The organism is Frankia sp. BMG5.60 (assembly GCF_059428125.1).
On the sequence record NZ_CM182091.1, the window covers coordinates 2877557 to 2899583 of the forward strand.

At 72.6% G+C, this 22027-nt stretch carries 17 protein-coding genes; 12 read left to right on the plus strand and 5 right to left on the minus strand.

Annotated features, from left to right (window positions below):
• Positions 1–143: 143 nt before the first annotated feature.
• A complete protein-coding gene (locus AC5R91_RS11555) occupies positions 144–1745 on the plus strand; it encodes a protein kinase family protein (protein ID WP_495397153.1) in 1602 nt (533 codons plus the stop codon).
• A gap of 39 nt (positions 1746–1784) precedes the next feature.
• On the opposite strand, the gene AC5R91_RS11560 is transcribed toward AC5R91_RS11555, so the two are convergent.
• Positions 1785–2216 carry a hypothetical protein gene (locus AC5R91_RS11560; protein WP_495397154.1) on the minus strand — a complete coding sequence of 144 codons (432 nt, stop codon included), beginning with the start codon at positions 2214–2216 and terminating at the stop codon, positions 1785–1787.
• A gap of 674 nt (positions 2217–2890) precedes the next feature.
• Here AC5R91_RS11560 and AC5R91_RS11565 point away from each other — a divergent pair.
• The 5 genes from AC5R91_RS11565 to AC5R91_RS11585 all read left to right on the plus strand — a co-directional run bounded on the left by AC5R91_RS11565 (position 2891) and on the right by AC5R91_RS11585 (position 7168).
• A complete protein-coding gene (locus AC5R91_RS11565; protein ID WP_495397155.1) occupies positions 2891–4288 on the plus strand; it encodes a sensor histidine kinase in 1398 nt (465 codons plus the stop codon).
• A 4-nt stretch (positions 4289–4292) separates the two neighbouring features.
• Positions 4293–4730 (plus strand): roadblock/LC7 domain-containing protein, encoded by a 438-nt coding sequence (locus AC5R91_RS11570; protein ID WP_055406904.1) that lies wholly within the window; start codon positions 4293–4295, stop codon positions 4728–4730.
• 87 nt (positions 4731–4817) lie between these two features.
• Complete coding sequence (locus AC5R91_RS11575; protein WP_495397156.1) at positions 4818–5201, plus strand: DUF742 domain-containing protein; 384 nt, start codon at positions 4818–4820, stop codon at positions 5199–5201.
• Between the two features lie 47 nt (positions 5202–5248).
• Complete coding sequence (locus AC5R91_RS11580; RefSeq protein ID WP_495397157.1) at positions 5249–5788, plus strand: GTP-binding protein; 540 nt, start codon at positions 5249–5251, stop codon at positions 5786–5788.
• Positions 5789–5941: 153 nt separating this feature from the next.
• Positions 5942–7168 (plus strand): styrene monooxygenase/indole monooxygenase family protein, encoded by a 1227-nt coding sequence (locus AC5R91_RS11585; protein ID WP_495397158.1) that lies wholly within the window; start codon positions 5942–5944, stop codon positions 7166–7168.
• On the opposite strand, the gene AC5R91_RS11590 is transcribed toward AC5R91_RS11585, so the two are convergent.
• Positions 7150–8505 carry a cation:proton antiporter gene (locus AC5R91_RS11590; protein WP_495397159.1) on the minus strand — a complete coding sequence of 452 codons (1356 nt, stop codon included), beginning with the start codon at positions 8503–8505 and terminating at the stop codon, positions 7150–7152. The genes AC5R91_RS11585 and AC5R91_RS11590 overlap by 19 nt on opposite strands.
• 714 nt (positions 8506–9219) lie before the next feature.
• Between AC5R91_RS11590 and AC5R91_RS11595 the strand changes: the two genes are divergently transcribed.
• From AC5R91_RS11595 to AC5R91_RS11605, 3 genes are all read left to right on the plus strand, one after another.
• Positions 9220–10089: a HalD/BesD family halogenase gene (locus AC5R91_RS11595; RefSeq protein ID WP_495397160.1), complete on the plus strand. Its 870-nt coding sequence runs from the start codon at positions 9220–9222 to the stop codon at positions 10087–10089.
• A 76-nt stretch (positions 10090–10165) separates the two neighbouring features.
• Positions 10166–11176, plus strand: a complete 1011-nt coding sequence (locus AC5R91_RS11600; RefSeq protein WP_495397161.1) for a class I SAM-dependent methyltransferase — start codon at positions 10166–10168, stop codon at positions 11174–11176.
• A 333-nt stretch (positions 11177–11509) separates the two neighbouring features.
• The gene (locus AC5R91_RS11605; RefSeq protein WP_495397162.1) at positions 11510–13360 is read left to right on the plus strand and encodes a choline/carnitine O-acyltransferase; all 1851 of its coding nucleotides are present in this window, start codon (positions 11510–11512) and stop codon (positions 13358–13360) included.
• 79 nt (positions 13361–13439) lie between these two features.
• On the opposite strand, the gene AC5R91_RS11610 is transcribed toward AC5R91_RS11605, so the two are convergent.
• A complete protein-coding gene (locus AC5R91_RS11610) occupies positions 13440–14087 on the minus strand; it encodes a DUF2461 domain-containing protein (protein WP_495397163.1) in 648 nt (215 codons plus the stop codon).
• 260 nt (positions 14088–14347) lie between these two features.
• Between AC5R91_RS11610 and AC5R91_RS11615 the strand changes: the two genes are divergently transcribed.
• A complete protein-coding gene (locus AC5R91_RS11615; RefSeq protein ID WP_495397164.1) occupies positions 14348–16135 on the plus strand; it encodes a thiamine pyrophosphate-requiring protein in 1788 nt (595 codons plus the stop codon).
• Positions 16136–16461: 326 nt separating this feature from the next.
• Here the strand turns inward: AC5R91_RS11615 and thrS are convergent, their stop codons facing one another.
• Positions 16462–17688 (minus strand): threonine--tRNA ligase, encoded by a 1227-nt coding sequence (gene thrS, locus AC5R91_RS11620; protein ID WP_495397165.1) that lies wholly within the window; start codon positions 17686–17688, stop codon positions 16462–16464.
• A 501-nt stretch (positions 17689–18189) separates the two neighbouring features.
• Here thrS and AC5R91_RS11625 point away from each other — a divergent pair.
• Complete coding sequence (locus AC5R91_RS11625; RefSeq protein WP_495397166.1) at positions 18190–18936, plus strand: AAA family ATPase; 747 nt, start codon at positions 18190–18192, stop codon at positions 18934–18936.
• Positions 18937–18948: 12 nt separating this feature from the next.
• On the opposite strand, the gene AC5R91_RS11630 is transcribed toward AC5R91_RS11625, so the two are convergent.
• On the minus strand, positions 18949–19905 hold the full coding sequence (locus AC5R91_RS11630; protein ID WP_495397167.1) for an LLM class F420-dependent oxidoreductase: 957 nt from the start codon (positions 19903–19905) through the stop codon (positions 18949–18951).
• A 332-nt stretch (positions 19906–20237) separates the two neighbouring features.
• Between AC5R91_RS11630 and AC5R91_RS11635 the strand changes: the two genes are divergently transcribed.
• Positions 20238–21929, plus strand: a complete 1692-nt coding sequence (locus tag AC5R91_RS11635; protein ID WP_495397168.1) for an ABC transporter ATP-binding protein/permease — start codon at positions 20238–20240, stop codon at positions 21927–21929.
• The last annotated feature ends 98 nt before the right edge of the window (positions 21930–22027 follow it).

Consider the following 22027-nt stretch of genomic DNA (forward strand, 5'->3'; position numbering starts at 1 on the left):
GCTCGCGGCGGCGTCCGTGTTCCGCCCGGCGCGCCGCGGCGACGAGCCGGGCGGAACGTCCGGAAGCAAGCCGGAGCAGGGCGATTCAGCTAGGATCGATCGGCCGATGTCTCCCTCCGCTGCCCCGGGAAGAGCGATCTCGCATGCCGGATCCGCGCCTTGGCCCGTTCCCCGTCGACTTTCGCGTGCACGGCCTGCGCACGCACAGCGAGGCCGGCGCACGGGACGATTTCGTACAGATGATCGCCCAGCTCGTCGATGCGCTGCATCCGGGCTTCCGGCTGATAGGTGCCAACCCCGGGGATGCCGGGATCGATGTCTTCCTCGGCCACCTCGATGACCGGATCATCGCTTGGGAGGCCAAATACCTCCTGCCATTGGTGCGGGAGAGCCATCGCGCGCAGATCAGGGACTCGTTCCGGGCCGCGGTGCGGAATGCACGCGAGTACGGCTACGGGATCGACCGGTGGATTCTCTGCGTTCCCGGTTCGCTGGATCAGCCGACGGCGATGTGGTGGGACCGCTGGCGGCGCGAGCAGCAGGCGGCGACCTCGATCCGCGTCGAGATGTGGGACGAGAACGGCCTGCGGGCCCGGCTCGGCCGGCCGGTGGCCGCGCACGTGCGCGCCGCCTACTACTCCTGGCCCCGCGCGGCCGGCTACGCCTGGTCCGGCATGGCGGACGGGCCGACGCCGGTCACGGATCCCCCGCCCGCACGCCGCAGCACGCTCGCCGACGTGTCCTGGTCGGGCGGTGAGACGGTGCGGGTGGCGGCCCGCACCTGCCTGCTGGAGGGGAATCCGCGGGAACGGCGCGGCGGCGACGGATCCTGGGTGCTGCGGGAGGGAACCGCCTCGCTGCCCGGTCCGCCGCCGCGCCCGGTGTGGTTCCGCCACGTCCTCGTGCGCCGGCCGGGGTTCGCGGCGGACGCGAAGCTCGCGACCGTGGACAGTCAGATCCGCCTGCTCGCCGAGATCGGCGGACGGCGCGGCCTGCCCGACCTGATCGAGGGCCAGGTGACGCCGGTGGAGGCCGGCCTGCTCGCCGGCCGTCTGGCGGGTCCGACCTGGCGGGAGGTCTTCGGCCCCCCGCGCCGCGCCGACCGGGGGTCGACCCGGCCCCGCCTCCATCCGGTGCGGCCGACCGGACCCGGCTACCCGTCCCCGCGCTCGACGGCAGGCCCGAGGCCCTGGGCGGCGCCGCCGGGTGAGGGGCGGGCGGTGCTGGGCCGCACCTGGGCGCCGGACCCGTCGACCGCCGTCGCCCTGCTGCGCGCCGCCGCGGGCGCGGGTGACGTCCTCGCGACCCTGCACGAGGCGGGGCACAGCCACCGGGCCCTGACCCCCGACGGCCTGATCCTGCCGGGGACCGGCCCGCAGGCGGGGCCGCCGACGCTGCGCGACCTGGGGCTCGCCACGGTCGCCCGCCACGCCGAGGAGGGGCCGGCCGAGTACCGGGCCCCCGAGCAGGAGCGCCTCGGGCTGCACAAACCCCGGATCGGGGTGCGCACGGACATCTTCCGGCTGGCGGCCATGGCCTACCACTGCCTGACCGGCGTCGTGCCGGCGCGCGGCGGGCCGGCGCCGCTGCGCGGGCTCCCGCTGCCGTTTCCGGTGCCGGACACGCTCGACGAGGTGCTGGTCCGGGCGCTCGACTCGGATCCGGCGCGCCGGCCCCCCCGCATCCGCGTGCTCGCCGACGCCTTCCGGGTCGGCGCCGACCATCTCGCCCGCTGCGGCTACTGACGACCTGGGCGGTGCGAGACGGCCCCGGCGGTGCCGGCGCTACGGCGTCGAGGCGGCGGCGCAGACCGTCGACCGGGCCAGGGCCAGGATGGCGCCGGAGGTCGGCTGGTCGGGGGTGATGCCGCCGTCGGCGAACCGGGCCGGGATGCGGGTCAGCGCGAGGCGGTCGCCGCCCTCGGGGAGGTCGTCGAGGCAGAGGTGGGTGCCGTCGTCGCGCAGGGCGGTGTCGCTGCGGCCGGCGGCGAGAGCGGGGAACTGCGCGCGGAAGGCCGTCACGAACGTCGCCGCCGCCTCCGAGTCGTGCACCAGGTCGAAGGCGCTCACCCCGCCCGCGGCCGACGCGCCGACGCTGGGCGTGGCCCCGGCCGGCGGCCCCCCGGATCCCCCGGCGCCGCCAGCACCCCCGGAACCGCCGCAGGCTGCGAGAACGGCGACGAGGGCGGTCAGGGCGAGCGCCCGCCAGTTCTTCATCGGCTCCCCTTGCTCGTGGAACTCCCCTTGCTCGTGGAAGGAGCAGAGGCTAGCCGGCGCGGACGGGCACCGTGCCGGCGGGGGGCAGGCGGGGGGCAGGCGGCGGGCAGGCGGGGGGCAGGCGGCGGGCAGGCGGGGGGCAGACGGGGGGCAGGCGGGGGGCAGGCGGTCGGCGGTCGACACGGTCGCGCGCAGTCCGCGGCCGGCGGTGCCGGCCGGACCACGGACCCGCCCACACCGATCCACGCCGTAGCGACCCTGTTGGTCCCACATAGTTCTCCGGGTAACGGGAAATCTGCCGTGCCCTCGATGCGCCGGGCGGTATTGCGGGCCCCACGGGCATCCCGGCGGGCGCATTGCCGCCGCCACGGGGAACGGGTCTGCGCAATGCGCTGTCCACGGGTTGTGCCGGGCACGGTTGACTCCGACACATCCGGGGATCCCGCCGTAGCCGCAGGCCAGTCGCCCACCCGCCACGTTGATCCGGTGTTACCGGCGGCACCGCGATGGTTAGCCGCGCCCATTCCTGGCGTCGATCGGAACAACTAGGGACATGTCACCCCGGGATCGGGCAAGTCGGTTGGACGAGGCCGGCGGGCGTCTGATTGCATACCAGCCTGACGGGGGTGCCGGAGGCGGGAGGGACCCGCACGAGAGAGAGCAGTAAGGACGGGATGACGACACGAGCCCGAGAACTGTTCCAACGATCGCGCGCGCTGCTCGGAAACTCCCGCGAGGTCGCCGCGCAGCTCCTCGCTTCGCCCGGGGCGCACTCCCGCCCAGCGGTCCCACCCGCCGCGGCGCCGAGGAGAGCCGCGCCGGGCTCCACAGCCACGCCGGCGCCGACCGCCGCCCAGCCGGCGACGGCCTCCCCATCCGTGAACACCGCCCTACCAGCGGGGACCGCTCTCCCTGCGGACGGCGGCCCGGCCGCGGCCATGACCGCGTCCGCGGCGCAGGCGCTGTCGGCGATCTGCGCCGACGTCGCCCTGCGCGACCTGAACCTGGTGGACTCACTGCTCTCCCAGCTCGAGGAGATGGAGGCCCGCGAGGAGGACGCCGAGCGGCTCGACGAGCTCTACCAGCTCGACCACCTCGCCGCCCGGCTGCGCCGTAACGCCGAGAACCTGCGCATCCTCGCCGGGCGGGACGCCAGCGAGACGGCGTCGGAGACCGCGGCGATAGTCGACGTGATCCGCGCGGCCATGTCCTCCATCGACCACTACTCCCGCATCACCATCGGCCGGGTCGTCCCGCTCGGTGTGGTCGGATTCGCCGCCGAGGACGTCGGCCGGCTGCTGGCGGAACTGCTCGACAATGCCACCAAGTCGTCTCCGCCGAGCGCGCCGGTGCGCGTCGGCGTGCACCTGACCGAGCAGGGCAGCGCGCTGCTACGGGTCGAGGACGAGGGCATCGGCCTGCCCCCGGAGCGGATGCGTCGACTCAACGAGCGGCTGCGCGCCGGCCCGGCCCTCGACGACGACGCCGTGCGGCACATGGGGTTGGCCGTGGTCGGTCGGATCGCGGCCCGGCACGAGATGCGCACCTGGCTCGACCGGCGCCACCCGCACGGGACGACCGCCTCGGTGCTGCTGCCCGCGGCGCTGATCTGCGAGCTGCCCGAGGCGAGCTGGTCGGGCGCCCAGACCGTCACCCTCGCGCCCGCCGTCGCCGCCGTGCGTACCGCCGGGTCCGCGGCGCAGGGCCCGGCGGCCGCCGGGCTGCCGGGGCGCCGGTCCGCGCACCTGGCCCGACCGCGCCCGACCGCGCCGACGGCCCACTCCGCGCGACCGACCGCCTCCCCGGCGCTGCGGCCCGTGCCGAACCCGCCAGCGAACCCGCCAGTGAGCCCGCCACCGACCCCGGCCGCCGTCGAGACCACCGCCAGCGGCCTGCCCCGCCGGGTGTCACGCAGTCTGAAGAACGGCACCGGCCCACTCGCGGCCCCGCCGCCGCCGGCCCCGCCCGCGGCAGGGGCGGCCCAGGCGGCGGACCACGAGCGGCTGCTCGCCGATCTCGGTGCGTTCACCGAGGGGGAACGTGCCGCCCGTGACGAGCAGCGAGGGGCCTGAAGCCGTGACGGACACGACCAACCGCCAGGGACACGACGACTTCACCTGGCTCATCAACGACTTCGTCGCCAGGGTGCACGGGGTCTCCCACGCCCTGATCCTGTCGTCCGACGGGCTGTCGCTCACCTCCTCGGACACGGTCGGCACCGTCGAGGGTGAGCAGCTCGCCGCGATCGCCAGCGGGATGCTGAGCCTCGCCCGCAACAGCGCCGCACTGTTCGACAAGGGGACCTGCGAACAGATCATCGTCCGGCTGTCGTCGGGATACCTGCTGTTCATGGGCATCGATGCGGGCGCGGGCCTCGCGGTGCTCACCGACGCCGACTGCGACATGAAGGTCGTGGCCTACGAGATGACCCAGTTCGTGCTGCACGCCGGCCACGCGCTAACCCCGCAGACCCGCGCGGACCTGCGCCGCGTCCTCGCCGGCCGGCAACTGTGACGCCGGGACGCATGCCGGTGCCGGGACGGTCCCGGTAATGGCGGGGCGGGCCAAGTAGTGCCGAGACGGACAAGGACCGTGATCACGATGTCGCTGGACAGCGCGCCGGGACCGTCGACGCGGGCGCGGACGCGCAGCCGGCGCATCCGCCCGTACACCCTCACCGGTGGCCGCACCAGGACCCGCCACCACCTGCTGGTGGAGACGCTGGTCTCGGTCCCCAGCTACGACCCGGCGCTGAGCGAGTCGCTGATGCCCGAGTCGAAGGCGCTCTACGAGCGGGCCCGCGCGCAGTTGTCGATCGCCGAGCTGTCCGCGATCCTGTCGATCCCCCTCGGGGTCGTCCGCGTGCTCATCAGCGATCTCGCCGCCCAGGGCGCGGTGTTCATCCATCCGACGGCGCACGCCTACTCCCACGACCGCGGTGTGCTGGAGCGGATCCTTAGCGGCCTGCGGGAGCTGCCGGTCTGAGCGGGAACGCGGCGGGGCAGGTCGCCGGCGCCGACCCGGACCAGTTGATGATCTCGGCGAAGATCGTGATCGCCGGCGGGTTCGGCGTCGGCAAGACGACGCTGGTCGGCTCGGTGTCGGAGGTGCCGCCGATCAACACCGAGGCGTGGATGACCGAGGCCAGCGAGGGCGTGGACGACCTGCCCCCGCACGGCGAGAAGACCACTACGACGGTCGCCATGGACTTCGGCCGGATCTCGCTGGACTCCGACCTGGTGCTCTACCTGTTCGGCACGCCGGGCCAGGCGCGGTTCTGGTTCCTGTGGGACGACCTGTCCCGCGGCGCGCTGGGCGCGATCGTCCTGGCCGACACCCGCCGGCTCGACCAGTCCTTCGCCGCGGTCAACTACTTCGAGCATGATTCGACGGTGCCGTTCCTCGTCGCGGTGAACCTGTTCGACGGCCGGCTGTGGCACGACCTCGACGAGGTGCGGGACGCCCTCGCGTTGCGGCCGGGCATTCCACTGATCACCTGCGACGCGCGTGACCCGGCGTCGACCGCCGAGGCCCTGCGCGAGCTGGTCCGCTACGCCATGTCCCTGGCCTGACCCACCGTCCCTGGCCTGACCCACCGTCCCTGGCCTGACCCACCGTCCCTGGCCTGACCCACCGTCCCTGGCCTGACGCACTGTCCCTGGCCTGACGCACTTGTCCCTGGCCTGGCCCACCGTCCCTGGCCTGACCCCGAGGAGGACGCACCCATGCGCAAGATCCTGATCGTCGGCGCCGGCCAGTCGGGCCTGCAGCTCGCCCTCACCCTGCGGGAGCACGACTACGACGTCACGATGATGTCGGCGCGCACCCCCGAGGAGATCCGCGCCGGCCGGGTGATGTCCACCCAGGCCATGTTCCACACGGCGCTGCAGCACGAGCGCGACCACGGGCTGAACTTGTGGGAGGCCGACGCGGTCGGGATCGAGGGGCTGGGAGTGTCGCTGGCCGCGCCGGACGGCACCCGGGCGCTGGACTGGTTCGGCCGGCTCGATCATCCCGCCCAGTCCATCGACCAGCGGGTGAAGATGGCCGGCTGGTCGGAGCTGCTCGAGGAACGCGGCGGCAAACTCATCATCTCCGGGGTCACCACCTCCGACCTGAACCACCTCGCCGAGCTGTACGACCTCGTCATCGTGGCGGCGGGCAAGGGCGAGCTGGTCGGTCTGTTCGACCGGGACGCCGCCCGCTCGCCGTACACCGCGCCGCAGCGGGTGCTGTCGCTGGCGTACGTGCACGGACTCGCGCCGCGTCCCGAGCACCCCGACGCCCCCGGCGTCCGCTTCAACATCGCCCCCGGGGTCGGGGAACTGTTCGTCATCCCGGCGTACACGCTCAGCGGGAACTGCGACATCCTGTTCTTCGAGGGGATCCCCGGCGGCCCGCTGGACTGCTGGGACGACCACCCCGAGCCCGCCGAACACCTGCGCCGCATCCTCGAACTGACCCGGACGTACGTTCCGTGGGAGTACGAGCGCTGCGCTGATGTGGAGCTCACCGACACCCATGCCACGCTTGCCGGCGGCTACACCCCGGTGGTGCGCCGGCCGGTCGGCGAGCTGCCCTCGGGCCGGGCGGTGCTGGGGATGGCCGACGTCGTCGTCGCCAACGACCCGATCACCGGGCAGGGCGCGAACAACGCCGCGAAGTGTGCCGCCTCCTACCTGGACAGCATCCTCGCCCACGGCGACAGGCCGTTCGACCGCGCCTGGATGCAGGGTGCCTTCGACCGGTACTGGGACCACGCCCAGCACGTCACCACCTGGACCAACGCGCTGCTCGCCCCGCCGCCGGAGCACGTCCAGCAGATCCTCGGCGCGGCGGGGGCGCACGACGCCGTCGCCCGCCGCTTCGTCAACGGCTTCGACGATCCCAGCGACTTCCAGCACTGGTTCCTCGACCCGGCGAAGACCGCCACCTACCTCGCCGGCCTCTGAGGCAGCCGCCTCGCCTCGCTGATCGGCGTTGGCGCGGTGACGTCGAGGGGTGACCGGGAGGCCGGGATGGGAGTCACCGGCGGCACGGGAATGCCCAGGCGGTCGAGCAGCGGGCTGGTGGCCGCGGTGGTGAGCAGCGCCATCACGACGAGCGCGGTGAAGGTCGTCTCGTCGAGCACGCCCATGTCCAGGCCGATCTGGGCCACGACGATCTCGGTGAGCCCGCGGGTGTTCATCAGCACGGCGAAGGTCGTCGCCCCTCGGCGGCCCAGCCCGGCCAGCGCGGCGGCACCGCCCGCCCCGATGACCTTCGCCGCGAACGCCACCGCCACGATCAGCAGGATCTCCAGCAGGCCGCGCCCGTGCACGGCGCCGAGATCCACCGACAGGCCGGCCGCGACGAAGAAGACCGGCAGCAGGATCGCCCCGAACCGCTCGATGTTCACCCCCAGGTCCGGCGCGAGCCGGCCGAGGCTGGACCGGGGCAGCGCGGCGCCGAACGCGAACGCCCCGAACACCGGGTGCAGCCCGATCTCGGCGGTCGCCCACGAGCAGATCAGCAGGCCGACGACGGCGAAGGTGAGCAGGGCCGGGCCGACGTTGCGCGGATCCGCCCGCGCCGCCGCCCGCTGCGCCAGCACCCGGGCCAGCGGCGCCACGACGACCGCCAGCACCGCGACGAGGCCGGCGAGCTCGCCTACCATGCGCAGGAATCCCCACGGGCCGCTCGCATTCACCACGGCGACGACCACCGCGAGCGTGCACCAGCCGACGGCATCCCCGATGACCGCACAGGTCAGCGCCATTCTCCCGACGGCGTCGCCGGCCATGCGCCGCTCGGTGAGAATGCGGGCGAGCACCGGCAACGCGGTGATGGACATGGCGGTGCCAAGAAACAGCGCGAACGGCAGGAGGTCGACCGCCTTTCCGTCGACGCTCCGATGCCACGGATGCAGAATGGCGGCGGCGCCGATGCCGCTGCCGAACGGCACCAGGATCGACGCGGCCGTCAGGGCGGCCGTCAGCCCTCCCCTACGGCGGACGTCACCGAGGTCATGGTCGTAGCCGACGACGAACATGAACAGCACCAGGCCGAGCTGGGACAGGATGTTCAGGTACGGCCGGATGTCCGGGGGGAACAGCGTCCTCGGCAGATCTCCCGGCAGCAGGCCGAGCAGGCTCGGGCCGAGCGCGAGGCCTGCGAGGATCTCGCCGATCACCACGGGCTGTCGGCATCGGCGGGCCACCTGCGCGAACAGCGCGCTGAGGGCGATGATGAACGCCGCGTCCGCGAAGACGACGGCGACGACATGGTCCGCGTGCGGGGCTGAGGCCACTGCGGGCGTCCTCTCGATTCTCCCCCGGCCGCGATTCCCCACGGCCGTTACCGGAAGCGGAATCGGAATCGGGCTGGCACAGATGGTATTCAGATCCGCTCGCCGATTCGCCTGTTCAGAGAATCTCGATCGCCGCCCGTGGCACTCTCCGGACACCGTACGGGAGCCGCGCCGCTGCGGGCCGGCCCGGCCGGACGACGGACCAGGAGACGACGGACCAGGAGACGACGGACCAAGCCGCACCGGAACGCCGGGGATCGGATTGTCAGCCCGCGCTCGCCCCCGCGGACCCGCGGCCCATGCTCTCGCGCCGGCTACGCGGGCGCAGGGTCGGTCCGGTGGTCGACGTAACGCCAGGCGAGCGGCCGGGCGCGTGGTGATCCGCCTACCCGGAGGCACGTTCGGGTAGGTGAACCCGGTCCACACAGGCGGGCACGGTATGGCCCGGTGTCGGCCCACCGCCCGCCGCCGACCGTAAAAGTGCAGGTCACCGGCCTTTGCGATCCCGGCGGAAACGGTCGATCGAGCCTGGTCCTAGCAGCCGGACAACGCCACGCGCCAACAGTTCCGGCCGACCAAACCGCCGATCGTGTCGCATCTCACACTAACCTTCACCATCGTGACTTCCGGGTCAACATGGGGTAATTCCCGTTCCGGTCACGAAAGGTTCACGTTGCCGGGAACAGCCGTGAACGGGTGGTGGAGAGGAGTGTCATGAGTGCGGCGGACGCTCGATCAATCAGCGAGTTGGTCGACACGACGAGTTATCCCCTCGCCGACCCGGCCAACCCGCTCTGGTGGACCGCCGTCTCCCGCGCGCGGCACGATCTGCGCACAGACGGTTGTTGCGTGCTACCTGGCTTCATCCATCCCACCGTGTTTCCCGCCCTGGCCCGAGAATGCGCCACCGTGGCCCCGCTGGCCTACGACGAGATCGAGACCGTCAACGCCTACAACATTGCGATCGACGCCGCGCTGCCGGCCGACCACCCCGGTCGGATCGCCATGCGCCGGGGTAACGCCTTCGTCGCCCGGGACCAGATTCCCACCGACTTCGCCATCCACCGGCTCTACCGCAGCGAGCCGTTCCAGCGCTTCGTCGCGGCCTGCTTCGGGCTGGTGCAGGTGCATGAACTCGCCGATCCGCTGGCCGGGCTCTGCCTGAACGTGATCACCCCGGGGCTGGAACACCCCTGGCACTTCGACACCAACGAGTTCGCGGTCAGCATGTTGACCCAGGAGCCGGAGTTCGGCGGCGAGTTCGAGTACTGCCCGAACATCCGCACGGCGCAGGCGGAGAACTTTCCCGCCGTCCGGGCCGTGCTGGCCGGCGAGGGCGCTCACCTCGTCCGGCGCCTGGTCCTTCGCCCCGGCGACCTGCAGCTCTTCCTCGGGCGTTATTCCATGCACCGGGTCAGCCCCGTCCAGGGCGAGATCGCCCGACATTCGGCGATCTTCGCGTACACCGAGCGGCCGGGAGTGGTCGGCAGCGTCGCCCGCACCCGCCAGCTTTTCGGTCGCGTCCTGCCCGGCCACCTGGCCGCGGAGGCGAGCGCCGTGCGCGTCGACGCGCTGCTGGACTGAAACCACCCTCGTCGAGCCCCCGCGAGCCCCCGCCGGTCCCGACAGCCGCACCGCCGTTCGAGGAGGAGCGTCCCGCGTGCATTCCGACGCCGACCCCACCGACGCCAACACCGTCGACGCCAGGCCCGTCGACGCCAGGCCCGTCGACGCCCAACCCATCGATGTCCGCGCCATCGATGTCGATGCCGATCCGGCCGGCCAGTTCGACGACGACCTGCGGTTCGACGACACCGGCAAGGTCGCCCTCGACCACATCTACACGCAACCCGACCCGCAGGCCTACTTCAGCACCCTGCGGACGCTCGGCTACCACATCCCCCAGCTCGCCAAGCCGTTCTTCAGCCGGCTCATCGACGAGTGCCGGGCACAGCGTCGGCTCCCCCCGACCGTGCTGGACATCGGTTGCTCCTACGGGATCAACGCCGCACTGCTGCGCTGCGACCTGACGATGGACGACCTGTTCGAGCGTTACGGTGGCCAGCACAATCCGGGTCGGGCCGCCCTGCTGGACCGCGACCGCGACCTCGTCCGCGCCCACCGCCGGCCGAGCGGGACCCGCTTCGTCGGCCTGGACACCTCCGAGCCGGCGATCTCCTACGCGCTGGCCGCGGGTTTCCTCGACGAGGCCGTCTGCGCCGACCTGGAGCAGCGGGACCCCACCGAGGCCGAACGCGCCCGCCTCGACGGCGCCGACCTCGTCATCTCCACGGGTTGCATCGGTTACGTCAGCGAACGGACGCTCGCCCGGGTGGCCCGCGCGGCCGGCGACCGGCGGCCCTGGATGGCCCACTTCGTGCTGCGGATGTTCCCCTTCGCGCCGTTCACCGAGACGCTCGACGAGCTCGGCTACGAGACCGTCCATGTCGACGGGGTGTTCCCGCAGCGGCGCTTCGCCTCCGCCCAGGAGCAGGAGCAGGTCCTCGACACGCTGGCCTCGGTAGGTGTGGACCCCCGCGGGCTGGAGACCGAGGGCTGGCTCTACGCCCAGTTGCATGTCTCCCGGCCGCGCAGCGCCGCTGGCCGCGGGGCGAATCGGCCCGTCTTCGGCCAGCAGCCGGCCGGCACCCTGACCGCTTGGCGAACCTGAGGACCGTGGCGGCGAACCTGAGGACCCTGCCGGCGAACCTGAGGACCGTGGCGGCGAACCCGAGGGCGTTGGTGAGGGAGTCGGCACCACCCAGGGGTGACGACGGCCCGCACGATCCGGTCGTCTCATGGGACCCTCGAGCTCCGGCCGACCCGGCGACGCCGGACCCGACGCAATCCGAACAGCGCCCCGGCGGCGCGCCCGCACCAGGCCGGGACACCGCGCCCAGTCGAGACACCGAGACCAGCCGAGCCGCCGAGACCTACCGAGCCCCCGAGACCAGCCGAGCCCCCTGAGACAAGCCGAGCCCCCTGAGACAAGCCGAGGCCCAGGATGAACGCGACCCCACCCGACCAGCTCACCACCGGAACCTTCGCCTACGACGACCTGCTGCCCCGGGTGCCGCTGCCCACGCTCGCGGCGAGCTGCGAACGTTTCCTCGAGTGGTCCGCCCCCCTGCTCACCCCGGCCGAGCGTGCGACGACCGCGGCGGCCGTGAGCGCCTTCCAGGGCTCCGACGGCCCAGGCCCGGTCCTGCACGCCGCGCTGGAGCGCTACGAGGCGACCGAGGGCGTGCAGAGCTGGCTGGACGACTTCTGGGACTCCCGTTACCTCGGCCGGCGGGATCGCATCGCGCTCAACGCCAACTACATCTTCCTGTTCGCCGACGACGCCGCCGCCCGCTCGGCGCAGCAGCCGCAGGTCGAGCGGGCCGCGGGCCTGATCGCGGCGGCCGTCGACTACAAGCTGCGCCTCGACGACGAGCGGATCGAACCGGTCCGCCAGCGCGGTCAGGTGCTGTCGATGGCGCAGAACACCTACCTGTTCTCCACCACCCGGATCCCCGGCGCCGTGCAGGACACCGTGCGCACTCCGTACAGCGACGCCTGGCCTGGCCCCTCCCCGGCCCGCCACATCGTGGTCTTCCACCGGGGGAACATCGTCCGCCTCGACGTGGTCGGCCCGGACGGGCACCCGTACACGCTCGACGACCTCGCCGCGGGCCTCACCGCCGTGCTCAAGGCGGCGCCGACCCGGACGCCGGCCGACGCCGCGGTCGGCCAGCTCACCACGAAGGCGCGCGCCGCCTGGGCGCAGAGCCGGCAGCGGCTGTCCACCCTCGACCCGGCCAACGCCGCCGCGCTCGACACCATCGAGACCGCGTTGTTCTGCCTCTGCCTGGAGGAGGCCACGCCGGCCGACAACCTCGCCGCCTGCGACCAGCTCCTGCACGGCGACGCCGGCAACCGCTGGTTCGACAAGGCGGTCTCGCTGATCGTGTTCCCGGACGGCCGAGCGGGCATCAACGTGGAGCACTGCGGCCTGGACGGCACGACGATCCTCAGCTTCGTCGACGACCTGCTGTCCACCTCGCCGCAGGAGCACTCGGCGAGCTCCGGTGCCCAGCCGCAGGGCCTGCCCGCCGTCGAGCCCGTCGAGTTCGTCCTCGACGCCGACCTGCGCGCGGACATCGCCGCCGCCGGCGCGTCGTTCACGGACTTCGCCGCGGCGACTGCCTCGACCGTGCTGTCCTTCGACGACTTCGGCCAGAACCGGGCCAAGGCCCTGCGGACCTCGCCGGATGCCTTCGTCCAGCTCGCCTACCAGCTCGCGCACGTCCGGGCCAAGGGGCACGTGGGCGCCACCTACGAGTCGATCGCGACCCGGCAGTGGCGGCGCGGACGCACCGAGGCGATGCGGGTCATCACCCCACAGATCCACCAGTTCGTCGCGGCGATGCAGGACCCGGCCGCCGACCCGGCGACGAAGCGGGCCGCGTTCCGCGCCGCCGCCGACGCGCACGTGCGCCGCGCGAAGGACTGCCAGGCCGGGCGCGCCCCCGAGCAGCACCTGTGGGAGCTGCAGTTCATCGCCCGCCGCCGCGGCGCCGAGCTCGGGGTGAGCGAGCCGATCGCGCTCTACGACACCCCCGGCTGGCTGAAGACGCGCGACGACTTCCTGAGCACCAGCTCGGCGCCGTCGGTCAACGTCGAGTTCTTCGGCTTCGGCTCGACGAGCAGTCAGTGCATCGGCGTCGCCTACGTGCTGCTGCCGGACCGGTTCAACCTCTACCTGAGCACCCCACGCGCGGTCGCCGACGGCCTGCACGCCTTCGCCGAGCAGCTCACGATCGCCCTGCGCGAGCTGCAGGACCTCCTCGCCGACGAGCCGCCCGCGCAGTAGATCCTCCCGCCCGGCCCGGCCCCGCCTCGGTTGCCGGGCCGGGCGGGACCCCCGCGGAAGCGTGGGCTCAACCCTCCCGTCAGCGGCGGTCCTGGGGGAGGCGGGTGGGGCCGACGTGGCGGTCGAGCCAGTCGCGCAGGACGCGCATGTCGCGCCAGGCGGCGGCGACGCGGTCGACGCATTCGGGCTCGGCGAGCCAGGGCGGTTCGCCGAACTCGCGGTGGACGGTGAGCGTGCGGTGCCGCAGCAGCTCGATGCGCGGATGGTCGGCGTCGTAGCCGCGCGGGCGGGTCTTCAGCCGGGTGCCGGAGATCTCGTACCCGTCCTTGCGGAGGTCCGCGACGACGGCCTCGAGCTTCGGTCCGGTGACGTCATCGGCGACCGTCGCCCGTAGCCGCTCCACCTGGTCCGGCGCGGTCTGCCAGTAGCCGCTGGCCACCATCAGCCCGGCGGCGGACACCTGGACGTAGCCGCCGCCCTCGGTGTACGCGCCGATCGCCGTCTTGTACGGCGACTTGTCCTTCGAGAAGCGGACGTCGCGGTTCGGCCGGAACAGGTGCGGTTCGCCGAACTCGGGCTCCAGGGCGTCGAGCAGGGCGAGCATCGGGCCGCGGACCGCCTTGGCGTACATGTCGCGATGGTCCGTCCAGTACGCCTTGCTGTTGTCCGCCTCCAGGCCCTCGAAGAAGATCAGCGCCTCGGCGGGGAACCCGGTGAACTCCGGCATCGGTACTCCATTCGCGGGGACGGACGGACGGGGCAGGGAACCGCGGGACGGTCACGTGCGCGCTTGGGCGCAGCCTACGGCCGGCCACCGACAGAACCGGCCGGGGCCCCGCGGCCGGCGTCGCCCTCGGCCAGACGGCAGCGGCGCCGGTTTTGAGCGCCGGGCGCGGGTAGAGCACCCGGCGTACAGGCGTTGGCACCGGCGGGCGTTGGCACCGGCCGGCATGGGCAGCGGCGACGCGCGACGAGAGGAACGGTTGCATGAGCCAGACCGTGGGCGACTTCATCCTGGCCCGGCTGCGCGACTGGGGCGTCGAGCACGTGTTCGGCTATCCCGGCGACGGCATCAACGGGCTGCTCGCCGCCTGGGGGCGGGCCGAGGACCGGCCGCGGTTCATCCAGGCCCGGCACGAGGAGATGGCCGCGTTCGCGGCGGTGGGGTACGCGAAGTTCTCCGGGAAGGTCGGGGTCTGCGCGGCGACCTCGGGGCCGGGCGCGGTCCACCTGCTCAACGGGCTGTACGACGCCAAGCTCGACCACGTCCCGGTGGTCGCGATCGTCGGCCAGACCAACCGCAGCGCGATGGGCGGCTCCTACCAGCAGGAGGTCGACCTGCTCAGCCTGTTCAAGGACGTGGCCAGCGAGTACGTGCAGGTCGTCAACGTCCCCGAGCAGCTCCCCAACGTGCTGGACCGGGCCCTGCGGGTCGCCCTCGCCGAGCGGGCCCCGACCTGCGTCATCCTGCCCGCGGACGTGCAGGAACTCGACTACTCCCCGCCGACGCACGCGTTCAAGATGGTGCCGTCCAGCCTCGGGGTGCGCTGGCCGGCGGTGTCCCCCGACGACGCTGGCGTGCGGGCCGCCGCGGAGCTGCTCAACGCAGGGAAGAAGGTGGCGATCCTCGCCGGCCAGGGCGCCCGCGGCGCCCGCGCGGAACTGATCGAGGTCGCCGACCGGCTCGGCGCCGGCGTCGCGAAGGCGCTGCTCGGCAAGGACGTGCTGCCCGACGACCTGCCCTTCGTCACCGGCGCCATCGGCCTGCTGGGCACCCGGCCGAGCTACGAGCTCATGCGGGACTGCGACACGCTGCTCACCATCGGTTCAAGCTTCCCCTACACCCAGTTCCTGCCCGATCTGCACCAGGCCCGCGGCGTGCAGATCGACATCGACGCCCGCTATATCGGCATGCGCTACCCCTACGAGATCAACCTGGTCGGGGACGCGGCGGCGACCCTGCGGGCGCTGCTGCCCCTGCTCGACCGCAAGGAGGATCGCTCCTGGCGGGAGACCGTCGAACGCAACGTCGCCCGCTGGTGGGAGACCGTCGAGAGAGAGGCTCACGTCGAGGGCAAGCCGATCAACCCGATGCGGCTGTTCTGGGAGGCCTCCGCCCGGCTGCCCGACAACGCCATCCTGGCCGCCGACTCCGGGTCGGCGGCGAACTGGTACGCCCGCGACCTGCGCCTGCGCGGGAACATGCGCGGCTCGCTGTCGGGGACGCTCGCGACGATGGGCCCCGGCGTGCCGTACGGGATCGGCGCGAAGTACGCCCACCCGGACCGGCCGGTCGTCGTGTTCGAGGGCGACGGCGCCATGCAGATGAACGGCCTGGCCGAGCTGCTCACCATCGCCCGCTACTGGCACGAGTGGTCCGACCCCCGGTTCGTCATCGCCGTGCTGCACAACAACGATCTCAACCAGGTGACCTGGGAGATGCGGGCGATGCAGGGCGCACCGAAGTTCACCGAGTCGCAGACGCTGCCCGAGGTGTCCTACGCCGGCTTCGCCCGCGCGGTGGGCCTGCACGGGGTGGCCGTCGACGAGCCCGGCCAGCTCGGCCCCGCCTGGGACCGCGCGCTGGCCGCCGACCGCCCGACCGTCCTCGACGTCCGCACCGACCCGAACTTCCCGCCGATTCCGCCGCACACCACCTTCGAGCAGGCCAAGGACGCCGCCGAGGCCCTGCTCAGGGGCGACGACAACCGCTGGGGCATCATCTCCGCCGGCCTGCGCACCAAGGTCCAGGAACTGCTCCCCCACCGCGGCTGACCCGCCGGCTCATGCCCCCGGTGCAGCGCCTCAGGAGCGGGGCGGGCCGCGAGCCCTCCGCCGATCACGGAATGTAACAGCGGCTCTCGGGTGTCAGCGGCGGATGCGTGGGAGAGCGCCTACAGGGGTCCTTCTGGTGGGTTCGGCGTCCGCTTTGTCACTGTCCTGTCCAAGTGAAGGTGGCGAACACCGTGCGCGCCGAGCTGGGTTTCGCCAGACAGGTCCGGACGGCTGGATGCCGAGCTGTCCAGAATTACCCGCCGCGTGGGAGAACCCGAAGTCTCTTCCGCCCCCGCGACAACAGGTGCTGCCCGTGCTCCCTGCTGTTATGAGGCGTCGTGGTCCCACAGGTCGGTGCGGTGGGCCTCGACGAGAGCGCGGATGCGGGTGAGGACGTCGTCGGCGGGCTGCGGATCGAGTCGGCGTCCGTCGCGCAGGCGCAGGGCGATGTGGCTGTCGGCGGCTTCCTTGGCGCCGACGATCCCCTGGTAGGGGACCAGGCGAGCCGCCCGGATGCGCGCGCCGAGACTGCCGCGTTCGGGGCCCACAACCTCGGTGCGCAGCCCAAGACCGAGGCAGCGTTGGGCGAGGGCCGAGGCGTTCGACAGCTCGGCGTCGGAGATCGGGAGGATCACCAGCTGGGTGGGGGCGAGCCAGGCGGGGAAGGCCCCGCCGTGCTGTTCGATGAGGTGTGCTACGGCCCGCTCCACGCTGCCGATGATGCTGCGGTGGACCATGACCGGGCGGTGCTTGGCGCTGTCCGCGCCGATGTAGTGCAGGTCGAACTGCTGGGGCTGGTGGAAGTCGACCTGAACGGTGGACAGGGTGGACTCCCGGCCGGCGCTGTCGGCGACCTGGATGTCGATCTTTGGTCCGTAGAAGGCGGCCTCTCCTGCAACCGCCTCGTAGCGCAGGCCGGAGCGGTCCAGGACCTCGGTCAGCAGGGCGGTGGACCGCTGCCACAGCTCGGGCGCGGCGACGTACTTGCCGCCGGGGCCCGGGAGGGAGAGCCGGTAGCGGGTCGAGGTGATGCCCAGCGCCTGGTACGCCCGGCCGATCATTTCCAGGGCTCCGCGCGCCTCGTCGGCGACCTGGTCCAGGGTGCAGAAGATGTGCGCGTCGTTGAGCTGGATGGCCCGCACGCGGGTCAGGCCGCCGAGCACACCCGACAGCTCCGAGCGGTACATGCCGCCCAGCTCGGCGATGCGCAGGGGCAGCTCGCGGTAGCTGTGGGAACCGGAACGGTAGATCACCGCGTGGTGCGGGCACAGGCTCGGCCGCAGGACAAGCTGCTCACCGCCCAGATCCATGGGAGGGAACATGTCGTCGCTGTAGTGCGACCAGTGCCCGGAGATCTCATACAGCTCCCGCTTGCCGAGCACCGGTGAGTACACGTGCCGGTAGCCCGCCCGCCGCTCCTCGCCACGGATGTACTCCTCCAGGCTGTGCCGTACGGTCGCGCCGTCGGGCAGCCAGTACGGCAGCCCCGCACCGATCAACGGGTCGGTGCCGAACAGGCCCAGCTCCCGGCCGAGCTTACGGTGGTCATGCATGGCGGTCTCCTCGCCGATATCGGGCGAGTGACCACAAGCCGAAGCCCCGGGGCACTCGCCCCGGGGCTTCGGACTACGACAGCTGTCAGCGCGCCGGGACACACTCCGGCGTCGTCGTCATGGCAGCGCGCTTCACGTCGAGCACGATAGCAGAAACGGTCACTGTCCGTGCGATCACTGCTCGGCCGAGCAACGCGGAGGCAGCTCACGGCACCTCCTGCGACGCCGGCCGCAAGCGCAACCTCGCGGTGAACGGACGGCCGCAGGACCGCCTCGCCGCCTAACACTGGACTTCGCCCCGAGGCGCGCCATGTAGATCTGGACCTCGCCACCTTCGCTTGGACAGGACAGTCACCCCAGAAGGACACAGGTGGCACCGTTCCCACGCACACCCTCGCTCTCATGCACCTCGCCGACTAATTGAGGCGGGCGACCGGGGCCGGGTTCGTATGGTCGATGGACGACCCGGTGGCTGTCGCTTCGACGAGGGGAAGCCCGCCCATGTTCGTGGACCGCGTCTACGTGCCTGACGGGCTGGTCCCGCAGGCGGAGGGCCGCGGGCGGTGGCCGTTCACCGTGCCGGCCGTCGCCGCCATCCTCGACGGCGGGCTGGCGCTGACCCGGCCGGTGACGTTTCTGGTGGGCGACAACGGGTCGGGCAAGTCGACGCTGGTGGAGGCGATCGCCGAGGGCTTCGGCCTGGATTCCCACGGGGGCCGGCTCGGCACGCGGCGCGGCCGGCCGAACCCGGGAAAGACCCCGCTCGGCGAGGTGCTCCGCCTCGACGTGACCGCGGCCGGGGCCCGGATGCTCGGTGGCCCGCGCGCCCGGAAGAAGGGCTTCTTCCTGCGTGCGGAAACCGCGTTCAACCTGACCGAGAACCTCGCCGGCGTACCCGGCTACTGGGAGGAGGACACCCGCAGGATGAGCCATGGCGAGGGATTCCTCGCCATCCTCCGGTCGATGTTCGACGCCCCCGGGTTCTACGTCCTCGACGAGCCCGAGGCGGCCCTGTCGTTCACGGCCAACCTGCACCTGGTCGCCCTGCTGCACGAGCTGGGGACCACCGGCGCGCAGATCGTCTGCGCCACCCACTCCCCCATCCTCGCCGCGACGCCCGACGCGGACATCCTCGAGGTCGGCGCGCACGGCCTGCGCAGGACGGCCTGGGACGACCTCGACCTGGTCGCGAACTGGCGCCAGTACCTCAACGGCCCCGACCGCTACCTGCGCCACCTGATCCCCTGACAGGACCACCTGTCAGCGGAAGCGGGGCAGGACCTCGCGGCGGTAGAAGTCGAAGAAGCCGGCCTGGTCGGGGCCGATCTGGGTCACGTAGACCTCGGTGTAGCCGGCGTCGAAGTACTCCTGGACCGCACGGACGTGCCGCTCGACGTCCGGCCCGCAGACCGCCGACGCGGCGGACATCTCCTCGGTGACGAGCGCGCTGGCCTGCTCGAAGTGCGCCGGTGTGGGCAGTTCCTGGGACAGTTCGCCCGGCAGCGCGCTGTTCGGCCACAGCGCGTGGACGGTCTTGCGGGCCTCGGCCTCGTCCTCGGCCCAGCAGACCTTCAGCGAGCCCTGCTTGGGCCGTCCGGCGCCGCCCGCCTCGTCGAACAGGTGCAGCAGGTCGGCGTTCGGAGCCACCCCGCAGTATCCGTCGCCGATCCGCCCCGCCAGGCGGACCGCGGCCGGGCCGAACCCGGAGACATACACCGGCGGCAGGTCGGCGGGCAGCGAGTACAGCCGCGCCCGGTCGACGGTGTAATGCCGGCCGCGGTGGTTGACCATCCCGCCGCGCCACAGCTCGCGGATGACGGCGACGGCCTCCTCCAGCATCTCCAGGCGGACCTCGGTGGCCGGCCAGCCGTCGCCCAGCACGTGCTCGTTGAGCGCCTCCCCGGAACCCACGCCGAGCTGGAAGCGGCCGGGCAGCATCGTCGCGGAGGTCGCCGCGGCCTGCGCGATGATCGCCGGATGGATCCGCACGGTCGGGCAGGTCACCGCGGTGGTCAGCGGAACGTGCTCGGTGACCTGCGCGATCGCGCCGATGACCGACCAGACGAACGGTGACTGCCCCTGCGCGTCGTTCCAGGGATGGAAGTGATCGGAGATCCACAGGCCGTCGAAGCCGGCCTGCTCGGCGGCCTGTGCCTGCTCGACCAACGCCCGGGCGCCGTGCTCCTCGCATGACAGCGCATACCCGACGAACGACATCATCCTCACCTCGGCATCTCGGCGTGTTGGCATCCCTGCGTGTCGGCATCCCGGCTCGTCCGCCCTTGGGGGTGCCGCCACCGCAGGCCGTCAAACATCCGACGACGCTCGTACAGGCGACACCGGACGCCATCCGACACCGGACCCACATCCGACACCGGACGCACATCCAATTCCGGGCGCACATCCAATTCCGGGCGCACATCCGATTCCGGGCGCGACACGGTCACGGGGACCGCCGCGGAACCCGCCGGGACGCACGGTCGCGCGGATCGGGCCGCGGCGTTGGCAGGATGCGGCGGGTGCACCCCGGACCGGAACCGACGCCGCGCGTGACCAACGCGGCCGGGGCCGCCGCTCGACGCGCCCCGCCCGGCGCGCACAGAGACGTGGCGGCGGTCTCCGCGACCGACGTGCGGATCCGGCGCGGGGCCCGCCGGCGGGGGCGCGGCGGTCACCTTGTCATCCCCGGCATCTCGTTCACCGTGCCCCGCGGCAGCGTGACAGGGGTGATCGGGCCAAGCGGCGGCGGCAAGACCACGCTGATGCGGGCGATCGTCGGGGTACAGAGCGGGGTGGACGGGGACCTGCGCGTCCTCGGCTACGCCGCCGGCGACGCCTGCCTGCGCCGGCGGGTCGGCTACGCCACCCAGGCCGCGTCGGTGTACGGCGACCTGACGGTGCGGGAGAACCTGCGCTACTTCGCCGCGCTCGCCCAGGCCGACGACCCCGACGACCCCACCCGTGCGCCCGGCTACCTCGACGCGCTGCTGGCCCACGTCGGCCTCACCGAGCAGGCGTCCAGGCTGGTCAACCACCTCTCGGGCGGCCAGCGCTCGCGGGTGTCGCTGGCCGTCGCGATGATCGGCGGCACCGACCTGCTCGTCCTCGACGAACCCACCGTCGGGGCCGACCCCCTGCTGCGCCGGCGGCTGTGGGCCGACTTCCGCCAGCTCGCCGAGCACGGCACGACGATCCTGGTCAGCTCGCACGTGATGGACGAGGCGATCCGCTGTGACCGCCTGCTGCTGCTCTACGAGGGAAGGCTGCTCGCCCAGGGCGCACCGGCGGACCTGCTCGCCGCCACCGACTGCGCCGACCTGGAGGAGGGCTTCCTACGCCTCGTCGAGGCGCCGAACCGGCTGGCCGGGGCCGGCGACCGGGCCGGTCCGCAGGCCCGACCCGCGCCGGCCACTCCCACCGGGGGCGCCGCCGAGGCGCCGCGCCCCCCGAATCCACCGCCGGACCATCCCCCCGGCGTCGCACCCTGCCCGCGCCGCAAGCCCATCGACGAGCTGCGCACCGGCGCCACGGCCGCCCGGGTGCTTCGCCAGCTCAGTCGCGACCGCCGCACCCTCGCCCTGGTCCTGTTGCTGCCGCCGGTGCTGCTGCTGACGTTGCGCCTGCTGTTCCAGCGGTCCCCCGACACCTTCGACCGGGTGGGCCCTGCGCTGCTCGGGATCTTCCCGCTCATGACGATGTTCTTCGTCACCTCCGTCGCGATGCTGCGCGAGCGCACGTCCGGCACGCTGGAGCGGCTGCTGACAAGCCCGGTCGGCCGCGGGGACCTCCTCCTCGGTTATGGGCTGGCGTTCGCCGTGCTCGCCGCGGCCCAGGCCGCGTTCGCCACCGCGCTGACCGTGGGCGCGCTCGGCCTGACCGTGCGGGGATCGGCCCCCATGCTCTTCATGGCGGCCATCCTCAGCTCCTTCCTCGGCACCGCGCTCGGCCTGTGGATGAGCGTGTTCGCCCGCACCGAGTTCGAGGCCGTGCAGCTCATCCCGGCCGTGCTGATCCCGCAGTTCATGCTGTGCGGCATCCTGGTGCCGCGGCACGGCATGCAGCCGGCGCTCGACGCGATCAGCACCGTCATGCCGATGACGTACGTCGTCGACGCCATGGCCCGGCTGTCGACGTCGCGGCAGGTCGACAGGTGGCTGTCCCGTGACATCCTGATCGTCACCGGCTGCACCCTGGCCGCCCTCGGCCTCGCCGCGGTGACGCTGCGCCGCCGGCACCCGTAGATCCGGAGCGGACGGGGCGACGACGCCGTAAACACCCTGCCGACCCTTCCCGAATTGTTATGATCGTCACCGTCGCCCTCACCGGTGCGGCGCCGTCG

Coding starts and splice junctions, on each gene's coding strand:
- AC5R91_RS11575 (WP_495397156.1), top strand. CDS start 4,818: ATGTCGCTGGACAGCGCGCCGGGACCGTCGACGCGGGCGCGGACGCGC.
- AC5R91_RS11625 (WP_495397166.1), top strand. CDS start 18,190: ATGTTCGTGGACCGCGTCTACGTGCCTGACGGGCTGGTCCCGCAGGCG.
- AC5R91_RS11560 (WP_495397154.1), bottom strand. CDS start 2,216: ATGAAGAACTGGCGGGCGCTCGCCCTGACCGCCCTCGTCGCCGTTCTC.
- AC5R91_RS11615 (WP_495397164.1), top strand. CDS start 14,348: ATGAGCCAGACCGTGGGCGACTTCATCCTGGCCCGGCTGCGCGACTGG.
- AC5R91_RS11605 (WP_495397162.1), top strand. CDS start 11,510: ATGAACGCGACCCCACCCGACCAGCTCACCACCGGAACCTTCGCCTAC.
- AC5R91_RS11585 (WP_495397158.1), top strand. CDS start 5,942: ATGCGCAAGATCCTGATCGTCGGCGCCGGCCAGTCGGGCCTGCAGCTC.
- AC5R91_RS11565 (WP_495397155.1), top strand. CDS start 2,891: ATGACGACACGAGCCCGAGAACTGTTCCAACGATCGCGCGCGCTGCTC.
- AC5R91_RS11610 (WP_495397163.1), bottom strand. CDS start 14,087: ATGCCGGAGTTCACCGGGTTCCCCGCCGAGGCGCTGATCTTCTTCGAG.
- thrS (WP_495397165.1), bottom strand. CDS start 17,688: ATGCATGACCACCGTAAGCTCGGCCGGGAGCTGGGCCTGTTCGGCACC.
- AC5R91_RS11630 (WP_495397167.1), bottom strand. CDS start 19,905: ATGTCGTTCGTCGGGTATGCGCTGTCATGCGAGGAGCACGGCGCCCGG.
- AC5R91_RS11555 (WP_495397153.1), top strand. CDS start 144: ATGCCGGATCCGCGCCTTGGCCCGTTCCCCGTCGACTTTCGCGTGCAC.
- AC5R91_RS11580 (WP_495397157.1), top strand. CDS start 5,249: ATGATCTCGGCGAAGATCGTGATCGCCGGCGGGTTCGGCGTCGGCAAG.
- AC5R91_RS11595 (WP_495397160.1), top strand. CDS start 9,220: ATGAGTGCGGCGGACGCTCGATCAATCAGCGAGTTGGTCGACACGACG.